Source organism: Brachybacterium sp. EE-P12 (assembly GCF_003711805.1).
Classification (GTDB): domain Bacteria; phylum Actinomycetota; class Actinomycetes; order Actinomycetales; family Dermabacteraceae; genus Brachybacterium.
In genome coordinates this window covers 18,103-37,073 of record NZ_QXCP01000002.1, presented here as the reverse complement: position 1 = coordinate 37,073, position 18,971 = coordinate 18,103, and the positions used below count along the sequence as shown (strand labels likewise).

17 protein-coding genes are annotated in these 18,971 nt (G+C 71.2%); 9 read left to right on the top strand and 8 right to left on the bottom strand.

Annotation, left to right across the window (positions count from 1 at the left end; genetic code table 11):
• Positions 1–40: 40 nt before the first annotated feature.
• On the bottom strand, positions 41–901 hold the full coding sequence (locus D1648_RS17760; RefSeq protein ID WP_126281957.1) for a hypothetical protein: 861 nt from the start codon (positions 899–901) through the stop codon (positions 41–43).
• A 409-nt stretch (positions 902–1,310) separates the two neighbouring features.
• Between D1648_RS17760 and D1648_RS01280 the strand changes: the two genes are divergently transcribed.
• On the top strand, positions 1,311–2,030 hold the full coding sequence (locus D1648_RS01280; RefSeq protein WP_122939010.1) for a bifunctional 2-polyprenyl-6-hydroxyphenol methylase/3-demethylubiquinol 3-O-methyltransferase UbiG: 720 nt from the start codon (positions 1,311–1,313) through the stop codon (positions 2,028–2,030).
• Between the two features lie 94 nt (positions 2,031–2,124).
• On the opposite strand, the gene D1648_RS01275 is transcribed toward D1648_RS01280, so the two are convergent.
• The 4 genes from D1648_RS01275 to D1648_RS01260 form a co-directional block, all read right to left on the bottom strand.
• Positions 2,125–3,630: a DUF1524 domain-containing protein gene (locus D1648_RS01275; protein ID WP_122939009.1), complete on the bottom strand. Its 1,506-nt coding sequence runs from the start codon at positions 3,628–3,630 to the stop codon at positions 2,125–2,127.
• Between the two features lie 253 nt (positions 3,631–3,883).
• Positions 3,884–4,264, bottom strand: a complete 381-nt coding sequence (locus D1648_RS01270) for a nuclear transport factor 2 family protein (RefSeq protein ID WP_122939008.1) — start codon at positions 4,262–4,264, stop codon at positions 3,884–3,886.
• Between the two features lie 70 nt (positions 4,265–4,334).
• A complete protein-coding gene (locus D1648_RS01265; RefSeq protein WP_370239735.1) occupies positions 4,335–5,135 on the bottom strand; it encodes an SDR family NAD(P)-dependent oxidoreductase in 801 nt (266 codons plus the stop codon).
• 110 nt (positions 5,136–5,245) lie between these two features.
• Positions 5,246–5,428, bottom strand: a complete 183-nt coding sequence (locus tag D1648_RS01260; protein ID WP_122939007.1) for a hypothetical protein — start codon at positions 5,426–5,428, stop codon at positions 5,246–5,248.
• Positions 5,429–6,061: 633 nt separating this feature from the next.
• Between D1648_RS01260 and D1648_RS18410 the strand changes: the two genes are divergently transcribed.
• Positions 6,062–7,033 carry a hypothetical protein gene (locus D1648_RS18410; protein WP_122939006.1) on the top strand — a complete coding sequence of 324 codons (972 nt, stop codon included), beginning with the start codon at positions 6,062–6,064 and terminating at the stop codon, positions 7,031–7,033.
• An 82-nt stretch (positions 7,034–7,115) separates the two neighbouring features.
• Positions 7,116–8,333, top strand: a complete 1,218-nt coding sequence (locus D1648_RS01250; protein WP_122939005.1) for a toxic anion resistance protein — start codon at positions 7,116–7,118, stop codon at positions 8,331–8,333.
• Between the two features lie 100 nt (positions 8,334–8,433).
• Here D1648_RS01250 and D1648_RS01245 read toward each other — a convergent pair whose 3' ends face one another.
• Complete coding sequence (locus D1648_RS01245; protein ID WP_122939004.1) at positions 8,434–9,459, bottom strand: Gfo/Idh/MocA family protein; 1,026 nt, start codon at positions 9,457–9,459, stop codon at positions 8,434–8,436.
• Between the two features lie 333 nt (positions 9,460–9,792).
• Between D1648_RS01245 and D1648_RS01240 the strand changes: the two genes are divergently transcribed.
• The 3 genes from D1648_RS01240 to D1648_RS01230 are packed head-to-tail and all read left to right on the top strand — an operon-like array spanning position 9,793 to position 12,667.
• Positions 9,793–10,782, top strand: coding sequence for a sugar ABC transporter substrate-binding protein (locus tag D1648_RS01240; protein ID WP_206424753.1), 990 nt, complete (start codon positions 9,793–9,795; stop codon positions 10,780–10,782).
• On the top strand, positions 10,779–11,852 hold the full coding sequence (locus D1648_RS01235; RefSeq protein WP_122939003.1) for an ABC transporter permease: 1,074 nt from the start codon (positions 10,779–10,781) through the stop codon (positions 11,850–11,852). Before D1648_RS01240 ends, D1648_RS01235 begins: the two co-directional genes overlap by 4 nt.
• Positions 11,849–12,667: an ATP-binding cassette domain-containing protein gene (locus D1648_RS01230; RefSeq protein ID WP_122939002.1), complete on the top strand. Its 819-nt coding sequence runs from the start codon at positions 11,849–11,851 to the stop codon at positions 12,665–12,667. The genes D1648_RS01235 and D1648_RS01230 overlap by 4 nt, the downstream gene beginning before the upstream one ends.
• A gap of 240 nt (positions 12,668–12,907) precedes the next feature.
• Here D1648_RS01230 and D1648_RS01220 read toward each other — a convergent pair whose 3' ends face one another.
• Positions 12,908–13,933: a LacI family DNA-binding transcriptional regulator gene (locus tag D1648_RS01220; protein ID WP_126281956.1), complete on the bottom strand. Its 1,026-nt coding sequence runs from the start codon at positions 13,931–13,933 to the stop codon at positions 12,908–12,910.
• Positions 13,934–14,074: 141 nt separating this feature from the next.
• Here D1648_RS01220 and D1648_RS01215 point away from each other — a divergent pair, with 141 nt between their 5' ends.
• From D1648_RS01215 to D1648_RS01205, 3 genes are read left to right on the top strand one after another with little or no spacing between them, the layout of a single operon-like run.
• Positions 14,075–14,632, top strand: coding sequence for a dihydrofolate reductase family protein (locus D1648_RS01215; RefSeq protein ID WP_122938999.1), 558 nt, complete (start codon positions 14,075–14,077; stop codon positions 14,630–14,632).
• Positions 14,629–15,411: a DUF899 family protein gene (locus D1648_RS01210; protein ID WP_122938998.1), complete on the top strand. Its 783-nt coding sequence runs from the start codon at positions 14,629–14,631 to the stop codon at positions 15,409–15,411. The genes D1648_RS01215 and D1648_RS01210 overlap by 4 nt, the downstream gene beginning before the upstream one ends.
• Positions 15,408–15,965, top strand: coding sequence for an SRPBCC family protein (locus D1648_RS01205; RefSeq protein WP_122938997.1), 558 nt, complete (start codon positions 15,408–15,410; stop codon positions 15,963–15,965). Before D1648_RS01210 ends, D1648_RS01205 begins: the two co-directional genes overlap by 4 nt.
• Positions 15,966–16,141: 176 nt before the next feature.
• On the opposite strand, the gene D1648_RS01200 is transcribed toward D1648_RS01205, so the two are convergent.
• Positions 16,142–18,910, bottom strand: coding sequence for a sugar-binding protein (locus tag D1648_RS01200; protein WP_122938996.1), 2,769 nt, complete (start codon positions 18,908–18,910; stop codon positions 16,142–16,144).
• Between the last annotated feature and the right edge of the window lie 61 nt (positions 18,911–18,971).

The following is an 18,971-nucleotide window of genomic DNA, read 5'->3' as shown; positions in this document are numbered from 1 at the left end:
ACAAGCGCGTCTGCGAGCGATGAAGTCCTTTTTGCGAGATTCAATCTTCTCCCTCCACGAAGCGTGCCACCGCCCTGGTAGGGATGCCAGAAAGGTCATCGAGCCTGGTTTCTAGCTTGACGAAGAAGCGTGGAGGACGCTGAGCTATGGGGGTCGAACGCCGGTATGGGTACTGCCATCCCAAGTAGGCACCCCCCTCTTCAAGGACAAATCCAGTTGAGTCGACCCATTCCACCTCGATGTCCGGCAAGGGAAGTTCCGCTTCTTCGTCGTCACTGGGGTCAAACCAATCATCTTCCGCAGCTTTCTCTGCCAAGGCCTCCCTTGAGCCTATGCGAATAGACCCGGAAGCCACAAAGCAAGCATATTCATCGACAAGATACGCTCGTACATCGACCACTGGGGCAAATGCATCGCCGTCAAGCTCACTCACGGTCTCCACGGGTATCTCTTTTCTCGCCACGCAGAACTCTCGAGTCTCCGCATCGAGACCGTCAAAGGCGGTTATCCTTGCAGAGAACTCGCTAGGATCCACGGAGGGCAGAGTGTAACCAAGGCGGCCTTGCTTGGATACCCTAAGGGGGCGTTTCCTGACCTTCTTTAACTCGTCCGTCGCGATCTCTTCATAGAAGCTCTCGCCCAGGCTGGGGCAGTGGATTTCAAGGAGGAGTGAAGGGACGTAGCTATCTTCGCGCGAACGTCGGTATCTTACATTCCAGTCCTCTTCATTAAAATGAAACGCACCTGAGAGGGCGTAACTGTACGCAATCTTCGGGCTACTACTTGACTCGGTCTCCCAGTCATCGGCGGTTACCCTTAGGCGAGCTTCTCCCTCCCATCCGACTATCGATAACCCTAGAAGGTCAATTTCGACTGGGACCTCGAACGCTTTTTTGACCATTTGTTGCCCGTTTCTGTGCTGTCAGTACTTGTCCAGAACATGACTCTCTCGCATGCCTAGCCTATCCATGAGTGCCATGCTTGCGGGAGTCACTGAGGCGATTCTTTACGTTCCGCCATGCTGCGGCGCGGCTCCCTCCGGGGTTGAGATCAGAGGAGGGAGGGTGCGGTGCGGGCGTTCACGCGCAAGGTAGTCGGTGGGCCACGTTGACGAAGTGACCGCGGATGGTTCAGCAACGGAGATCGATGTTCCGGTTGTTAGTGCGTCAAGCTGTTGCAGACTTCGATCTAGCCCTGGTATGCACGAAAAGTGATCTTTCGCTGGCGCGAGGCGCAAGGTGGGAGCCAACGGATCAGCTCCACGCGCATAGCCGCTACCGCTCGCTCGGGCCATCTGCCAGGCTTGAGCCATGACCGGAGACAACGAGCCCGCGCCTTTACTGTTTGCGGGCCACCACAGGTACCACCCACTCAGCTGCGGGTCCGTCGGCGGGGGCTCATCCGCATCCATCGATTCGAAGGTCACTCCCTCCGAGTACTGGGAGCAGCGCTACTCCGGCAGCGAGCGCATCTGGTCGGGGAAGGTCAACGCGACCATGGCCTCGGTCGTCGCCGAGCTCGCGCCGGGCACGGCGATCGACCTCGGCTGCGGGGAGGGCGGGGACGTGCTCTGGCTCGCCGAGCAGGGCTGGACCGCACTCGGACTCGACATCTCCGCCACCGCCGTCGGCCGGGCCCGTGACGAGGCCGCCGCGCGAGGCCTCGACGGGGCGAGCTTCGAGGCCGTCGACCTCGACGCCTGGGAGCCGGAGCCTGCATCGGTCGACCTGGTCACCGCGAGCTTCTTCCAGTCGAACGTGGCGCTGGACCGCATCGCGATCCTGCGCCGTGCCGCCGCCGCGATCCGGTCCGGCGGTCATCTCGTGATCGTCTCCCACGCCGCGCCTCCGTCCTGGGCGAAGGACCACCCGGCGACGATGGTCTCCGTGCAGGACGAGGCTGCGCAGCTCGGCGGCTCGGCTGAGGAGTGGGAGGTCGAGCTCGCCGAGGAGCGGCCGCGCGCCGCGACCGCCCCCGACGGCTCGGCGGGCGAGCACCTCGACGCGGTGCTGGTGCTGCAGCGTTGCTGACGACCGCTCGCCCTCAGCGGGTACAGCGGGCAGGAGCGGGACGCCCTCGTGGAGCGCGGGCATGAACAGTCAGGTCATGCCCGCGCCGTCGGCCTCACTCGCAGCCGACCCCGTCGCCGTCGCGGTCCAGCTTCCTGCTGTAGCCGGGGTCGCCGGCGTGCACGGGGGCCGCACCGGCCGCGCGCGCGGCGTCGCAGTTCTTGTAATAGGCGCTGCCGCCACCGGAGCCGCTGTCGTTCGACTCCTCCTTCGGGGCAGGCTCGTACGCGGGAGCGGGCTCGGGCTCGGGTTCCGGAGCAGGCTCGGGCTCAGGGGCCGGCTCGGGCTCGGGGGCCGGCTCAGGCTCAGGCTCCGGCGCGGGCTCCTCCTCGGTCGCGACGACGTCGCCCTCGCCGGTCGCGGGCCACTGGTCGTCGTCCTCGATCGCGAGGAAGCCCTCGCAGTCGCTGAGCACGCGCTCCATGGCGTCGGCCTCGGCGGGCTTGACCCTCAGGTCGTACTTGTCCTTCACGGCGATCTGCCGGGCCACGTACTCGCAGCGGTAGTCCTTGAGCGGTGGGAGCCAGGTGGCGGCGTCGCCGTCGCCCTTCTGCCGGTTCAGGCTGGACTCGACGGCGAGCAGGTTCAGCGGGTCGTTGGCGAACTCGCGGCGGGTCTGCTCGTCCCAGCTCGCAGCGCCGGTCTGCCAGGCGTCGGAGAGCGCGACGACGTGGTCGATGTCGATCGTGCTGTTCTCCCGGTCGAAGTCGACGGTGTCACCGCTGTACGGGGAGTCGAGGGTGCCGCGCTGGACGACGCAGCCGTTCGTGCCGCCCTTGAGGGTGATCGCGGTGAGGTCGCGGCGCAGGATGTCGTTGCGGGTGTCGCAGCCGTTGCGGTCCATGTCGTCGCGCCAGCCGAACAGGTCGCGGTCGTAGTCGGTCTTCGGGGCGCGGCCCTTCTCGTCAAGTCCGGCGAGGACTGCGAGCGCCGTGCCCTCGGCCGCGACGGGCTCCGGCGTCGGTGAGGGCGTCGGAGCGGCCGTGGTCGTGGGGGCCGCGCTGGTCGGCGCCTCGGTCGTCGGCGCCTCCGTCGTCGGCTCCGCCGTGGTGGGCTCTTCCGACGGGACCGAGGCCTCCTCGAGGGCTGCGGACTCGGCGGCGGTCACCTCGGCGGGCGGAGGCGTCGGGGCGGTGGCGCCGAGGACCATCATGCCGACGAACCCGAGCGCGACCACCGCCGAGATCGCCCGCGAGGGCCACTTCATGGTCTCGAACTCGCGCAGCGGGCGGCCCTTGGCATCCTTCACCTGGCCCGTGGTCAGCAGCACCAGGTCGATCAGCCACCAGACGAAGAAGCCTCCCGTGGTGACGAGCTTCAGCAGGCCGGTCTTCCACTTGCCGAGGTAGAAGCGGTCCGCACCAAGTGCCCCGAGGAACAGCGAGAGCGCCCAGGCGATCGGGAAGCTCTTCGCGCGTGCTGCGACGGGGCGCTGCGGCTGCCGCGGCGGAGCGGCCGGCTCAAAGGGCAGTCCGCCCTGCGGGTTCTGGCCGTACGTGGGCGCCGAGGGCCAGTTCTGGCTCCCGTCCGGGCGCGGCGGAGTCGGGTTCTGAGCGTTCATGCCGATCCTTCGTGGTCGTCACCGATGTCCGTGCACGGCACGGACCGGGGCGTCGGCGGCAGTCGCCCGTCCCCTGTGTCTCCACAGCAGAGACCCTTGAAGATTACGATTCAACGACTACGAATGAGCAGGACTTTCGTCCGATGCCGCCGACATCACACGGATGTCCGGAAAAACTGCGAGGCGCGCTCCTGCCCTTTTTGGCCCGCGCGGCCGCAGGAATCGTCCGTCCACTCGTCGACGACGGGACCGATCAGTGCGTCACCGTCGTCTGCTGGTACAGCGTCAGCGCCGGCTCGCCGTCCACCAGCGTGTAGTGGCTCGACATCAAGGCCACGAAGGGCTCGTCCTCGCCGTCACGCGCAGCGGTCGCCCGATAGACCAGCGCCGCACTGGCCTGCCCCGTCGGCACCAGCCGTGCGTCCTCGAGGGTGAAGGTGCTCCAGGCGGGCGAGTCGTCTAGCGTCGCGGCGATGGTCTCGCGATCCAGGACCATGCCGTTGACGAGGATCATCACGGCATCAGCCGTCATCAGCGCGCCGTAGAAGCGACCGCCCTCGTGCCGGGTGAGGGACTCCCAGCCGCGCTGCTCCAGGGCGAGCAGCGCGTCGAGCGTCAGCGGGTCGTCTGCCATGTCGTCTCCTCGGTCGTCACGTCGTCGTCGGTCCTGCGGGGCACCGTACACGCGCGCCGGGGCGCCGGCCTCACGGCAGGATCGCGTCCGTGTACCCACCGTCCACGCGCAGCGCCCCGCCGGTGGTCGCCGACGCGAGCGGCGAGGCGAGGTAGACGACCATGTTCGCGATCTCCTCGGGACGGATCAGGCGCTGCAGCAGCGACTGCGGGCGGTGCAGGCGCATGAACTCGGCCTCCGCCTCCTCCCTGGGCAGAGACGGATCCACCAGCTCGTAGACGAAGTCCTGCACGCCCTCGGTGTACGTGGGCCCGGCGATCACGGAGTTCACGGTGACGCCGGTGCCGGCGGCGTCCTTCGCGAAGCCGCGGGAGACGGCCAGCAGCGCCGTTTTGGAGACGCCGTAGTGGATCATCTCGGCCGGGGTGACGATCGCGGAGTCGCTGGCGATGTTCAGCACCCTTCCCCAGCCGCGCTCCTTCATGCCCGGCAGGGTCGCGCGGATCAGCCGCACCGCGGCCATCACGTTCACGTCCCAGTAGCGCTGCCACTGCTCGTCGGTGATCTCGAGCGCCGGTGCGGCGCCGAAGATGCCGAGGTTGTTCACCAGCACGTCCACCTCGCCCGCGGCCTCGAGGGCGTCGGCCAGGCCCTCCTCGGCGGTGACGTCGCCAGGCGCCGCGATCAGCCGCGACGGGTCGGCCCCGGCGCCGACCAGGGCATCGAGCGCCTCCTGCACCCGCTGTGCACTGCGGCCGTTGACCGCCACGCGCGCTCCGGCGAGCGCGAGCCGCTGGGCGATCGCGAGGCCGATGCCCTGCGTGGAGCCGCTGACGAAGGCTGTCCTGCCGGTCAGGTCCAGGTCGATCATGGGATGGTCCTCTCCTCGTGCCTCGCGGGCCTCACACGCCGGGCTGCGAGGGAGCAACGCCGCGGGCTCGCGGATCCTTCCCGGGCCGTTCCCGGCGAGGGACCTGCCTCTCAGAGCCCCATCAGCACGATGCCGATGAAGGCGAGCACGAGCGCCGCGATCACGGCGGCGGTGGTGCGCGCGGAGGAGTCACGCTGCCCCGCGTCGCCGCTCGCGGACACGGTCGGGATGGGCCCGGTATGGGTCGTCGGGGTCATCTCGTGACCGAGGTGGATGTCAGGGCGAGGATCCATGCCGGAGGCCTCCTTCAGCGGTGTGTGGGACGCGCCTGGTGCAAGACGCGTCCTGCCAGGTCAGTCGGGGAAATCGTGCGCCTCGTCGCACCGGTCAAGAGTAGGGTCCTCGCGGGCGCGCGCGAAAGAGTTGTCCAGCACCCGTCAGCGGGATCACACCGCCTCGGGCGCACTGCTCGTCGCCCTGTCCTGCGCCCTTCCCGCACTGCGCCCTCGACGATGCCGCCGAGTGGCAGCGCCGCTGTGCGAGGACCTGCACCGCCCCGCACGGCATGAAGGCGGGAGCGGATCCCCCGATCCGTCTCCCGCCTCCGCTGGGCCACGGGCCCTGCGCCGGCCTCCGCCCCCGCGGAGGGCCACCATCCCTCTCCCCCGAGAGTCCCGCACCCAGTGCCTGAAATCTATGACGGGCGCCCGGAATGCGCGATGGGGCGAACTGCCTGGGGAGAACTCCCCATGCCCTCCCCCGGCCATCCCCCGAATCCAGCCCGCGCCCACCTGCGGTCCAGCTGCTCGCGGTAGCCTTCCAGCACGCCCAGGACGAGGCGTGCGCACGGCCCTCGAGGCGGTCCCCCGTCTGCACGGGCCGACGCTCGGACCTCGTCACCGTCCCGGGGAGGACAGCGAATCGCAGTGAGCGCAGGAGAGACACCCTCGGCCGAGCAGCCGAGCAGCGGGAGCAGCCGGTTCCCGGACCCCTTCGCGCCCGACTCGCCGCCCCCGCAGGCCCACCAGCCCGAGCCTCCGGCCAAGCGGCCCACCCCGTCGGCCGACGGGCCATCCGCCGCCCCCGGCGCTCAGGACCTGCCATGGAAGGCGACCGCGGAGCGACGCGACCTGTGGGGACCGAAGCAGACTGCGCTCGAGGGCACGGTCCGCGGCCCCGCCTCCCGCGAGGTGTCCGCGCCGCGTCCCTCCTGGCTGGTGCGGCTCGGCGCTCCCGTCGTCCTCGGCGGGCTGGCCGGCCTCGCGACGCTGGTGGTCGTGCTCGGCACCGGGCTCGGCGGGCCCGTGCTGGCCCTCGGCGCCGCGGTCGGCGTCGGCGCCGTCGCCCTCGGCGGGGTCGGCGTGGCCGTGAACCGTCCTCGGACAGGATCGGCCGAGCGTCCCGTGATCGATGCGAGCGTCACCGGCGGCACCCGCGAGGTGCTCGAGCGGATCCTCGCCGCCGACGAGACCACCCGCGCCCGGGTGCGGGAGCTGCGCCCGCAGGCCGCCGCGGCTCCTGCGATGCAGGTGCTCGACGACGTCGACTCGCTGCTGACCAGGATCGATGCACTCGTCGGCGCGGAGCAGCTGCAGCAGATGCGACCGTCCGCGGGAGAGGTGACGATGCTGGAGGGCATCGCCACCCGGTACGTCCCCGACCTCGTCGACGCCGCCGCGGACATCATCTCCTTCCTGCGCACCTTCGCCGGCTCCGCCCGCGAGGAGGCGCTGGCGAACCTCGCCTCGATCGACCGGCAGCTCGACGTGCTCGGCGAGGGCGTCGAGCGGATCGAGAGCGATCTCGTCGGCGGCGTCTCGCACTCCCTCGAGGTGCACTCCGAGTTCCTGCGAGCCCGCTTCGCCGACCAGCATCTCGACCCCATCATCGACGTCTGACCCGCCCCGTCGGCCGCCGCGCCGCACGAGGCGACCAGCCCCCACGACCAACCAGAACCCGAGACCCGCCCAGGAGGCACCGATGGACAAGCTCCAGCCGCCCACCCCCGCCCAGGAGATCACCCCCGCTGACCCGGTCGAGGAGATCAGCGACGACGACGCGGTCTCCGTGCTCCCCGACCTCCCCGCCGAGCAGCAGCAGGAGCTCGAGCAGCGGGCCGACGCCTGGGTCGACCAGGTCTCCTCCCTGAACCCCCACTCCCAGGAGTTCACCGCCCAGGTCAACGCCCTCGGCGCGGTCGCCCGGCGCACCTTCGAGCGCACCTCGCAGACCTCCTCCCGCTTCATGGAGCAGTCGCTGCGGGACGCGAAGGACAAGAAGGGCAGCGCCCAGGAGAACGTCGCGAAGTCCCTCACCGAGCTGCGCACCACCATGGAGGAGCTCGCCCCCAAGGAGGAGACCTTCGCGGACAAGGCGCTGGGCTTCCTGCCCGGCCGCAACCGCGCCAAGCGCTACTTCCGCAGCTTCGAGTCGAACCAGGACCAGCTCGACCAGGTCCTCGGCGCGCTCTCCCGCGGCCAGGAGGGGCTCCAGCGCGACAACGCCGAGCTCGCCGTCGAGCGCCGCGCCCTCTGGGAGGATCTCGGCGCGCTGCAGAAGGCCTCCCACCTGCTGGGTCTGCTCGACGAGCGGGCCGTGCGCAAGGCCGAGGAGCTGCGCGGGGCGGGGAAGTCCGCCGACGCCGACGCGCTCGAGCGGGACGTGCTCTTCGCCGTGCGCCAGCGCCGCCAGGACGTGGCCACGCAGATCGCCGTGACCGTGCAGGCCTACCTGTCGATGGGCGTCATCGAGGACAACAACACCAAGCTCCAGCAGGGCGTGGAGCGGGCCCGCACCACCACCGTGACCGCGCTGCGCACCGCAGTGATCACCGCCCAGGCGCTCGAGAACCAGAAGCTCGTGCTCGATCAGATCGACGCGGTCAACGCCACCACCGACAACCTCATCTCCTCGACCTCGAAGATGCTCGCCGACAACTCGGTGAAGGTGCAGCAGCAGGCCGCGAGCTCGGGCGTCTCCGCCGAGACGCTGCAGAAGGCCTTCGACAACCTGTTCACCACCATGGACGGCATCGACACCTTCCGCACGCAGGCCAACCAGAACTTCCTCACCACGGTGACGAACCTGGAACACCAGGTCGAGCGCGCCCGCCCCTACATGGAGCGGATGCAGAAGGAGCGCCCCGAGCACGAAGAGATCGAGAGCGCGGCGAGCCTGCTGGAGATCGAGGACCGCTGAGGACGATCTGCACAAAGGGGCTCTGAGCGGCACGCTGAGGAGCTGAGCGCCGCGGCGTGCCGCTCAGCGCCCCTTTCTGCAGGCGCCACCTCCCGCCCGCTCACCCCAGCCGCACCGTCTCCCCTCCCTCGGCGGCGCGGCGAGCGGCGTCGAGCACCTCGAGCACCGCGACGCCCTCCTCGGCGGGCGACGGGCCGGGGCCCTGCCTGGCGCAGGCCGCGGCGAACTGCTCGTAGAACGCGACGTAGCTGCCCTGGGCGGAGGGGACCTGCTCGTCGCCGTCCGCGGTGTGGAGGGTGCCCCAGTGCTCGGGGGCGTCGTAGCCCCAGGCCACGGGGTCGTCGGCCGGCCGCTTCCCGGCGAAGATCGCCTCGGCCTGCACGTCGGTGCTGGCCACCTCGTAGGAGCCCTCGCTGCCGTAGGCCAGCAGGGTGCGGCGGTGGAGATGGTTGAGCTTGGTGGAGGTCGCCGTCGAGGTGACGCCCGAGGCGTGCTGCAGGGTCACGAGGAATGCCGCATCGGTGCGGCCCTCGGGCAGCTCCACGTGATCCAGGCGCGCGCTGACCGACGTGACCGGCCCGAGCAGCCACATCAGCTGGTCCACCAGGTGGGTGCCGATGTCGCGCAGCAGCCCGCCGTGGGGGCCGGCCTCGAGCTGATCGGGCTGGTCGAGGTCGAAGCGGGAGTGGACGCGCCACAGCTCCCCCAGCCTCCCGCCCTCGAGCACTTCGGCGAGGGTGCGCACGTCGGCGTCGAAGCGGCGGTTGTGGAAGACGGAGAGCACCACGCCCGCCTCGCGGGCGGCGTCGGCGAGCTCGCGGGCGACCTCGGCCGACGGGGCGAAGGGCTTGTCGGCCACGACGTGCACCCCGGCCGCGATCGCCTCGAGCACCAGGTCGCGGCGGGTCTGCGGCGGGGTGGTGATGGTGACGGCGTCGACCCCGGCCTCGAGCATCTCGGTGAGCGAGGCGTGGATCGGCACTCCCGGCAGATCCTCCCGGGCCGCGGCGCGGGTGGCCTCGGCCCGGGCCACCACCCCGGCGATCTCGATCCCGCGCGCGGTCTCGAGGAACGGGGCGTGGAAGTGCCGCCCGCCGTTGCCGTAGCCCACCAGTCCCAGCCGCATGGCTCCCCCTCGAGTCTCTCGGCTCGCGATCTCACGAGCGCGCCCGGGCACACGCTACCGTCATTTGTCCGGCAGCTCGAGACCCTTTGTCCAGGGCAATATCCCGCTCCATGGCGGCAAGTCTCCGGGGAGGACGCGCCTCGCAACCGATACCTCGGGACTCTCCCGTTCGAATGCCTACCGCGCAGTACCCCGTCGTGACCAAATCTTGTCCAGACATTCCCTTGACGCCCGGTGTGAGCGGTGTCACTCTGTGATCGAGTCGGCGATGGAGCCGACCCGCCGGGCGGCGAGGGTGCCACCCGGCTCTCTTCCACAGAGGGTGTGATCCCCATGTTGAGATCCCTGAAGAAGATGGCCGTGGGCGCCGCGGCGCTCGCACTGGTGCTCACCGCCTGCGGCACCGGCGGGCAGGCCCCCGAGGAGGCCGCCGGGAACGGCGACGCAGCCGCCGGCGCGAGCCGCGACCTGGACTACGCCGTGATCATCCACGGCGTCCCCGACGGCTCGTTCTGGAACGTGGTGAAGAAGGGCGCGGAGGACGGCGGCGCCCAGTACGGCGTGGACGTCGAGGTCACAGGTGATCCTGAGGGGTCGCGGCAGGCGCAGCTGATCGACTCCGCGGTCGCCAACCAGCCCGACGGCATCGTCGTGTCGATGGCGAACCCCGACGCCCTGCAGGGCTCGATCGAGGCCGCCCGCGACGCCGGCATCCCCGTGATCACCATCAACTCCGGCGAGGACCGCTCGGCCGAGTTCGGGGCGCTGGCGCACTTCGGCCAGTCCGAGGGCGTGGCCGGCGAGGGCGTCGGCGAACGGCTCAAGGAGGAGGGCGCGGAGAAGGTCGTCTGCCTCATCCACGAGGCCGGCAACGTGGGCCTCGAGCAGCGCTGCCAGGGCGTCGCCGACGGCTTCGGCGGCGAGGTCCAGAACCTCCAGGTCGACCTCAACAACCCCCAGGGAATCCAGGCCACCGTCAAGTCCACCCTCATGGGCGACGACTCGATCGACACCGTCGTGGGCCTGAACCCCTCGGTCACCACCGCCGCCCTCGCGGGCGTGGAGGAGACCGGCGAGGAGATCAAGGTCGCGAGCTTCGACATCGACGCCGACGTGCTCGCCGGCATCCAGGACGGCACGATCCTGTTCACCGTCGATCAGCAGCAGTACCTGCAGGGATACCTGCCGATCGCGATGCTGGTGCTCTACCACGACAACGGCAACACCCTCGGCGGCGGGCACCCCGTCCTGACCGGTCCTGCCTTCGTGGACAGCGAGAACGTGGACCAGGTCGCCGAGTTCGTGCAGGCCGGCACCCGATGAGCGCCGCGGCCCCGGCCTCCGCCCCCGGAGCGCCGCCCGCGCCACCGCCGTCCGACGGCGACAAGGACGACCGCCTGGTCTCCGTCGGCCGGGTGCGTCGGCTGCTGATGACCCCCGAGGTCGGCGCCGGCAGCGCCGCGGTGCTGGTGTTCGTCGGCTTCACCCTGGTCTCGCCGGTCTTCGCCTCCCAGGCGGGCCTGGCGAACTTCCTCGACCCCGCCGCGACCATGGGCATCATGGCGATCGCGGTGGCGCTGCTGATGATCGGCGGGGAGTTCGACCTCTCCACCGGCGTGCTCACCGGCTCCACCGCCCTGGTCACCGCGCTCGCCGTCACCGAGCTGAACATGAACGTGTGGCTGGGGATCCTGCTCTCGCTCGGCTTCGCCCTGGCGGTCGGGGCGGTCAACGGCGTGATGGTGCACCTGACGAAGCTGCCCAGCTTCATCGTCACCCTCGGCATGATGTTCGTGCTGTGGGGCCTGAACTACGCCGTCACCCAGCGGCTGACCGGCCAGGTCACCGTCTCCGGGGTGCGGCAGTACAGCGGCTACGACAGCGCCCGCGCCTTGTTCGGCAGCGCCGTCGGCCCCTTCCAGGTCTCGCTGGTGTGGTGGCTGCTGCTGACCGCCGTCGGCGCGATCGTGCTGCTGAAGTCCCGCTGGGGCAACTGGATCTTCGCCCTCGGCGGCAACTCCGACGCCGCCCGCGCCGTGGGTGTGCCCGTGATGCGGGTGCGGGTGGGACTGTTCATGACCACCGCGGCCGCGGCCTGGCTGGTGGGGACCCTGACGGTGATCCGCTACGGCAACGCGACGGTGACCTCCGGCATCGGCCTGGAGTTCTACTTCATCATCGCCGCGGTGATCGGCGGGTGCCTCCTCACCGGCGGTGCGGGCTCCGTGATCGGCGCGTCGATCGGGGCGCTCATCTTCGGCATGGTCCAGCAGGGCATGCCGCTGGTGGGTCTGCCCAGCGAGTTCTTCCGCACCATCCTCGGTCTCGTGCTGCTGGCGGCGGTGCTGGTGAACCTGTGGATCAAGAAGCGAGCGATGAAGGTGACCTCATGAGCGAGAACCCCGCCCTCACGGCCCCGCCGGACCATGCGACCACCACCCCGGTGCTCGAGGTCCGCGCGATCACCAAGAGCTTCGGACGCGTCACCGCCCTGCGGGACGTGACCTGCGCGGTGCGCGAGGGAGAGGTGACGTGCGTGCTCGGCGACAACGGCGCCGGCAAGTCCACGTTCATCAAGACCCTCTCGGGCTACCACGCCCCCGACTCCGGCGAGATGCTGATCGACGGGGAGCCCGTGCGCTTCTCGAGCCCGCGCGACGCCCTGGACCGCGGCATCGCGACCGTCTACCAGGACCTCGCGATCGCGCCGCTGATGCCGGTGTGGAGGAACTTCTTCCTCGGCTCGGAGCCGACGCGCCTGGGCATGATCCGCACCCGCGAGGCGAAGCGGATCGTGGTCGAGGAGATGGCGAAGATGGGCATCTCCGTGCGGGACCCCGACCAGCCCATCGGCACCATGTCCGGCGGCGAGCGGCAGTGCGTCGCGATCGCCCGCGCGGTCTACTTCGGGGCGCGCGTGCTGATCCTCGACGAGCCGACGGCGGCGCTCGGCGTGCGCCAGTCCGGCGTGGTGCTGAAGTACGTGATGCGGGCCCGCGAGCGCGGCCTCGGCGTCATCTTCATCACCCACAACCCCAACCACGCCTACCTGGTCGGAGACCACTTTGTGCTGCTGAAGCGCGGCCAGACCGTCTCGGACATGACCCGGGAGGAGACCACCCTGCGGGGCCTCGCCCAGGAGATGGCCGGCGGCGCCGAGCTCGAGGCCCTCGAGCACGAGCTGGGCAGGGCCGCGCAGACAGCGTGACGTGGGCGCGGGCCGGGCGTGCGCGGGCCGGGCGTGCGCGGGCCGGGCGTGCGCGGGCCGGGCGTGCGCGGGCCGCGAACGGGGCCCGGGCGGGCCGCGAACCCGCGCGTGTCAGGTTCTGAGCCACTCTCACCGCAGAAGTGGTTCAGAACCTGACACCCGCGCGGCGCTCGAGCGACGACGTGCCCCGGCTCACGGGCAATGACCCGCGCCGGTGCTCGGCCGACGACGCGCGCTGGCTCAGGCGCCGGTCGGTGCGGCCGTGGTGCGTCGGGTGATCAGCCGCGGGGTGATCGGCGCGGGCTCCGGGGCCTCGGCCTCGTGATCGACCTGGGCCAGCGCGATCCGGGCGGCCTGGCGGCCCACCTCCGCGGCGCGGCTGTCCACCGTGGTGAGCTCGATGCCGGGCAGCGCCGCGGCCTCGGCCCCGTCGTAGCCGACCACGGAGACGTCCTCCGGGCAGCGCAGGCCGAGGTCCGCGAGCGCACCGAGCACGGCCACGGCGGCGCGGTCGTTGTGCGCGAGGACGGCCGTGGGCCGGCGCTCGCCCGCCAGGAGGTCCCGTGCGCAGCGGCGCACCTCGGCCGTGTCGTAGCTGGTCACCTGCACGTGCGGGTCCAGCCCGGCTTCCGTCATCGCGGCCTCGTAGCCGCGGCGCCGACCGAGATAGCCGTCCCCGGGCGGGTTCGCGAGGAAGGTGACGCGGCAGTGGCCGAGGGCCAGCAGGTGCTCGGTCGCCAGGCGCGCCCCGGCCACGTCGTCGGAGGCGGCCGAGAGCAGTCCGGGCACCTCGCGGGTGGTCAGTACGAGGGGACCGAGCGGGGCGCGGTCGTGCAGCTCCGCGTCGGACAGCCGCACGCCGAGACCGATCGAGGCCCCGACCCGGGCCTCGAGGAGCCCGTCCAGCCCCGCGGTGTCGCGGGACCCGTCGGCCGCCCCGACGGTGAGCACGATCCGCCGACCGGCCGCATCGAGCACCTCGCGGATCCCGTCGAAGACGTCGGCGTAGAGGTCGTTGTGCAGGTCGGCGACGAACACGCCGATCGCGCCGGCGCCCCGACCGGCGAGGTCGGCGGCGACGCGGTTGTGGCGGTAGCCGAGCCGGCGGGCGACCTCGAGGATGTGCTCGCGCGTGGTGGCGCTGACGCCGTGGGCGTCGCGCATCGCGATCGAGACGAGGGCGCGCGAGACCCCGGCCTCGCGGGCGATGTCCTCCATGGTGATGCGGCGGGCTCGGCCCTTGTCCCCGTCGGAAGTCCTGCTCACCCGGCCGACAGTAGCAGTGGAGCGCTCCAGCGAGGGCGGCGGGGAGCACCCGCCCGCCCCGTCTGCGCAGGATCGGACAACCCTCGCCGCACTGCGGGCCCTAGCGTGGTTCCACCGAGGCACCGACCGGAGGAGGTCCCCGTGCGACCCCTGATCCTCACCCAGAACATCACCGCCGATGGCAGCGTCGAGATGCTCGACGACTGGTTCGACCCGATGGCCCAGGACACCGATCAGGCCCGGGTCCTCGCCCGCGACAGCGCCTCCTGCGACGCGATCCTGCTGGGCCGGCAGACCTTCGAGGACTTCCGCGGCTTCTGGCCGCAGCAGACCGAGGACACCACCGGGGTCTCCGACGAGTTGAACACCCTGCAGAAGTACGTGGTCACCTCCACGCTGACGGATCCCGAATGGCAGAACTCCACGATCCTCACCGGCGACCCGCTGGAGCAGGTGCGCGCCCTGAAACAGGCCGACGGGGCGGAGATCTCCCTGACCGGTTCGATCACCCTCTGCCATGCGCTGATCGCCGCCGGTCTCGTGGACGCCTACTGCCTGTGGACGTACCCGTACGTGCAGGGGCGCGGCCGCCGGCTCTTCCCCGACGGGCACACCGAACGGCTCGAGCTCGTCGAGCACCTCTCCTTCGCCTCCGGCGTCACCTACACCCGTTGGACCTCCCGGAAGGACCGCTCATGACCGCCTCGCACCACGCCCCTGCCCGGCCACCCGTCGTCGATGCCGAGACCTGGCGACGCGAGCTGGATGCGCTCCGGGTGCGCGAGAAGGCCGCGACCAGGGAGCTCGACGCGATCGCCGCGCAGCGTCGTCGCCTGCCGATGGTCGAGCTGCCCGACTACACGCTCGAGGGGCCGGGCGGGCCGATCCGCCTGGTCGACGTCTTCGACGGCGCGACGCAGCTGATCACCTACCACCACATGTGGACCCCGGGCGCCGACTGGCAGTGCGGCGGTTGCACCGGTTTCACCTCGCAGTTCACCCGCACCGACTTCCTGCGTCCGTACGATGCGCGCTTCGTGATCGTCACCCAGGGCGAGATCGGCGAGGCCCTCGCCTATCGCGAGAAGGTCGGCAACCGCATGGACTGGTACTCCACCGCGCACAGCGATTTCGGGGCCGACGTCGGCGCCCCGCCCGGCGGCGGCTTCGCCGTGAACGTCCTCCTGCGCGACGGCGAGCGGGTGTACCGCACCTGGCACACCGACGGGCGCGGCACCGAGCAGCTCGGCCACACCTTCTCCCTCGTGGACGTGCTGCCCTACGGCAGGCAGGAGGCCTGGCAGGACTCCCCCGAGGGCTGGCCGCAGTCGCAGACCTACGACAAGTGGCTCGACTCCCCCGACGTCGCGGCCCTCTACGGGCCGGGCGGCGGAGACTCGCACGACTCGTCGGAGCACCGCGCGGAGTGCTGCGCCGACCAGGACACGAACACCCAGGACACGAAGGAGCAGGCATGAGCACCGAGACGCAGAGCGCCGGCGAGCAGGGCACCGACGGCGGACGCACCGCGCCCGACGAGGGACGCTACGTCGTCTCCCGCACGATCCCCGCCGCCTCGCAGCAGGTGTTCGCCCTGCTCGCCGACCCGGCCCGGCATCACGAGACCGAGCCGACGGACTGGGTCCGCGGCTCCCTCGAGGAGGATCCGACGCCGCTGACCGGGGTGGGGCAGGTGTTCGGCATCGAGATGTTCCACGAGAACGCCCAGGGCCGCTACGACATGCACAACCGCGTGATCGCCTTCGAGCAGGACCGGACGATCGCGTGGGAGCCGGGGCAGTACGGCCCGGACGGCGAGCTCGGCACCGGCGGCTGGACCTGGCGCTACGACCTCGCCCCCGCAGGCGGCGCGGACGGCGGGCCGGCCACAGAGGTCACGCTGACCTACGACTGGAGCGCCGTGCCCGACCCGCTGCAGAAGGAGTTCGGCCTGCCGCCGTTCCCGCCGAGCTTCCTCGAGGAGTCCCTCGCCGCGCTCGAGCGCGCCGTGACGGGCAGCGCCGACGGCTGATCCGGGCCCCGCACGGGGCGACCGCCCGGAGCCACGGGCCCCGCGCCGCATGTCCACGCGGCATGCACCCGCGCGGCACGCAGCTTCATGTCATGTGCCGCTGTGTTCCACGGTGGGAACGCAGCGGCACATGACTTTGCAGTAACCCGGGCGCCGGAGCGGTGGAGGACCGTCGCTCAGCGCACCGTCGCGGCGCCCGCGCCGGCGCCGTCCTCGTTCTCCAGCGACACGGCCACGGTCAGCGTCGCGTCGGCCGGCACGTCCCCGACCAGCGGGATCGTCACGACCTCGCGGGCGGAGCGGACGTCGGTGGCCTCGAGCTCGCCGACGGTCCGCTCCCCGTCCCAGACGAACACCCGCCGGGTGCCGGGCGCCGCGGTGCGCACCACGGCGCTGATCTCGCGGCGTCGGCGGGTCGCCTTGTCGACCCGCACCGCCTCCGCGCCGAGCGCGGGGAAGCCGCCGAGCCCCACCCCGTCGGCCGCGGACTGCAGGATCGACTGCGGTGAGGCGACGGAGCGGGCGGAGGTGTCCGGGATCCGCGGCTCGACCGGCGCCTCGGGCCCGGCCTCGAGCCCCGGCAGCTCGAGCACGCCCCAGCGGAACGGATCGGCCTGCACGCCGGGGAAGGTGGACCAGCCGATGCGGGACTGGCCGGTGCGGTCCTGGGTGTCGGAGTCGTAGACGACCACGTTGAAGCCCATCCGGGTGGGGTCGATGCCGTCGGGCAGTTCCGCGAAGGGGATCGTCGTCTCGATGACGTAGCCCTGGTAGGGCTGGGAGACCTTCGCGGCGATCCGCACCGTCGGTGCGACCTCCTCGATCGGCCCCTGGCGGTTGTCGTGGTCGCGACCGCCGACCGGGTCGCCCACCCGGCCGGCGCCGTCGTCGGTGCCGGGCAGCACCCCGAGGATGAAGGTGGTGGAGGTGTTGTCGGAGGTGCCGCGCGGGTCGATCATGATCTCGATCGAGTCGGTGCGGAAGCGCTGCTTGTTGTCCTCCGGCGGCAGCAGGGCGCCGAGGGTGTCGTCGACGACCTGCACGAACACGTGCAGCGCCTCGTCGTCGTAGGTCACCCAGGTGGCGCCCGAGGCATCCTCCGGCGTGACCTCCGCACCCTCCCAGAGGGTGCCGATGTCGATCGGCTCGCCGGGGTACTCCTCGCTGCCGCGCACCGCGTCGACCTCGACCCCTTCGCTGCGGGAGGCGACCAGGCGCGGCACCAGGTGGAGGCCCTGCGCGGTCTCGGCGGCGACCCCGTCGGCTGCGGCGGTGACGGTCACGGCGTAGACCCCACCGTCGGAGGCGCGGTTCGCCGTCGGCAGCGAGGCATCGGTGTTCTCGATCCGCACCGCGGCCGTCGCCTCGCCGAGAGCGGGGACGGCCTCGACCAGCAGCTCGGCGGGCTCGGCGGTGAAGCCGTCGGGCAGGGCGAGGGTGACCTCCGCGTCCTGGACCTGCTCGGAGCGGTTGCGCACCACGATCTCGAACTCCTCGGCGCGCCCCTGGCCCAGCGACCGACGGGTGGGCACGAGCGCGTCGAGACGCTGCATCCCCAGCTCCTCGGTCCATTCCAGGAAGGCGGCGATCTCGGCGCGGTCGGCGATGCCGGCCTCGACCACGCCGGCGGTGCGCAGCGGGAGCACGTTCTCGCCGCTGCCCTTGCGGGAGGTGACGCGGGCGCGCAGCAGCACGTGCTCACCCGGGGTCGCGCTCTCCGGCACCTCGACGGCGAAGGTCACGCTGCGGGACTGCTTCGCGGGGATCGTGCCGAGGACCTGCCGGCGCCCGGCGTCCCAGCCCTCCGGCGCCTCGAGCTCCACCTGCACGCCGGGCAGTGCGCTGCCTGCGGCACCGATCACGACCTCGACCTCGACCTTCCCACCGGTCTGCACGGCGAACTGCTCGCAGCGCAGCTCGAGGGTGGTGCCCAGCGGCAGGCCGCCGTCGATCGGGAGGGTCGCCCCGGCGAGCGCGGCGGTGTCGCCGCTGGTCGGGTCGGGGATCGGGGTGCGGGAGTCGATGAGGGTGAACCAGGCGGCGGGGATCTCCTCCGGATCGCTGGTGGTGGGCGGGTTCACGTGCCAGCCCTGGGTGCGGTAGGCGTGGACGGAGTCGTCCCGTACAGCCGACCAGCGCTTGCCGTGCCGCTCCGACTCGGTGCCGTTCCACGCCCCGAACACCACATCGCTCGCGACCAGCGGGGTGAACCCGGTCGCGACAGCGTCGGGGCCCGTCGGCGCCTCGCCGTCGGAGCCGGAGCGCAGCAGGCGCTTCGGGGCAAAGGGCTTCAGCCCCTCGTCGAAGTGCTCGGGGAAGACGTCCTCCCGGCCGGCGAGCAGATACGCCTCGACCGCGAACATCGCGGCCTGCTGATGGTTGCCGTGATTGCCCTGCACGGCCGACGGGTTCATCGTCACGATCACGTCGGGACGGGTCGCGCGGACCACCCGGATCACGCGGCTGAGCACCTCCGCCCCGCCCCACACGTCGTAGCTGAGCGGGGCGGAGAGGGTGTAGAAGAAGTCGACGGCGTCGAGGTTGAACACGTGCTCGATCCCGGCGTAGCCGACGGCGGTGCGCTCCTCCCCCTCGCGGATCAGTCCCAGCTCAGGCCCCTCCTCGAGGCCGACGGCGTTCCCGCCGCCCTCGCCGCGGGTGATGGTGATGACCCCGGCGGTCTGGTCCTCGAACTCGTTCCACTGGCCGAAGGCGGCGAGGGTCCAGGCCTCGTCGTCCGGGTGCGCGCCGATGTACAGGATGTCCAGGTCGACGGAGCCGTCGGCGAGGGCGCGCTCCATCGGCGGGAGGCCGCTGAGGTCGAGGGCCGTGGCGCCGGCGGCGAGGCCCAGAACGGCCGAGCCCTGCAGGAGGCGCCGACGGGAGATCCCGCGCGGCGCGGAGCCGGCGCGGCCGCCGGTGCCGGTGTCGGGCTGGTGCGACATGGTTCCTGACTTCTCTCGTGCGGCGGCGCATCGATGCACCGGTGGATGGGTCGGGGCATGC